General features: G+C 43.2%; 1 protein-coding gene. It reads right to left on the bottom strand.

The window, feature by feature from the left end:
- Nucleotides 1-13 precede the first annotated feature (13 nt).
- Nucleotides 14-1,342, bottom strand: a complete 1,329-nt coding sequence (locus LNL84_RS19590; RefSeq protein WP_244359544.1) for an IS4 family transposase — start codon at nt 1,340-1,342, stop codon at nt 14-16.
- Nucleotides 1,343-1,436: the final 94 nt, after the last annotated feature.

Here is a 1,436-nt window from a genome sequence, read left to right as displayed (position 1 = left end):
TAATGCCAGTCAGTTAAGAACTGATTGGCATTTTTCTTTTGTGTGGATACTTGGTTGGTTTTCTTCTCACAACCCGTGGGTATGCCCTATCTGGAGCCTTTTGTGGCAAGACAAACAGTCGGAGTGTTGTGAGTAATTCCTCATAGTGATTGGGCAGCTGACTTGGGCTGTGTATCGGGGTAAACATTAAGAACGCTACCACTTGTCGCATGCTTTGGCTAAAGCTGAGCTGTATTGGCGTAATGCTCTCGTTATCTTTTAGCGCATCTATCATTACGATTCGAATTAGGTTGTAAGCAAGCAATAACCCCCACAGTTCTTGACGTACCATATCAGGCTTTTTACTGCGTAATATATGTTTAGATTGATGCAGGCCTTGCTTCATTTCCCTAAAGCCTAACTCTATTTCCCAACGTTGAGTATACACCTCCGTTAACTCATCATATGGAAATCGTATCGGGTCAATGAGTGAACTGAGTACGCGATAACGCTTCCCACCGACCTGATAAGTCGTTAATCTCGCAGTTAATTTTCCGGGAAGACCCTCGAACTTATTTCTGGCTTGAGGGCTTGTCGAAAGTGTGACGATATGGTCATTTTCACTGAGTTTAGACTGAATTTGGTACTGTAAGTCTTTTCGAGCAGGAAGCATCCAGTGAGTATTCGAGCCTTGATTTTGCCATTCATGGAGAAGCCCTAACGAATAATATCCCCGGTCAAACAACGTTAGGGAATCATCAGGTACCGATGGTAAGAGTCGTTGTGCTAGGGTCATTTCACCTACACGACGAGCGTCAAAGCTACTATCGAGTAAGAGGTGACTTGATACCTCCATCAAGCTGCACATCCTGATTTGTGGATAGCTAACTTCGCCAAATTGGTTACTGTCGCTACCAAATTCAGCACGGTTCTCTTCGTTATCTTGAGTTCGGAAACTGACTCCATCGACAGCTAATAAGTTTAGCCCACACCAGTGTTCGAATGCTTGAGTAGAAAAGGCCTTATTCGCCAATAACTGAAACGTCTGTTGGACAGCTTCAAATCCTAATCGTTGACGGCCTTGTACCAAAGCACTAGGGGCAACCAGTTTATTTTTGCCTGGTAGTGAAATATCGAGTCGGTTGGCAATATCCCATACAGTTTCATTACGAAATAAACTCATTCCAATGACTGACCACATAACAGCTTCAAGGGGAAGCCTCCTGCGACGAACCGTTGCAACACCTGCATACTCAAAGGCTTGTTCAAGAATGTCTGGGTCTAGAATAGTCTTGAGCTTGTCTAATGTATTGATGTCATCGAGAAACGACGGCATATCTTCGAAAGCAGGAATGAAAGACATAAAAAAATCCGATATTAGAAACCTAATATCGGATTTTGAAGCCTTTTAAGGATCGGTCAACTGATCCCTGAATTTTCTTAACTGATCGGCATTA

It is taken from the genome of Vibrio gelatinilyticus (genome assembly GCF_022836845.1).
GTDB classification, from domain to species: domain Bacteria; phylum Pseudomonadota; class Gammaproteobacteria; order Enterobacterales; family Vibrionaceae; genus Vibrio; species Vibrio gelatinilyticus.
Note: the sequence above shows the minus strand (reverse complement) of the source record. Positions and strands in the feature narration are given on the sequence as shown.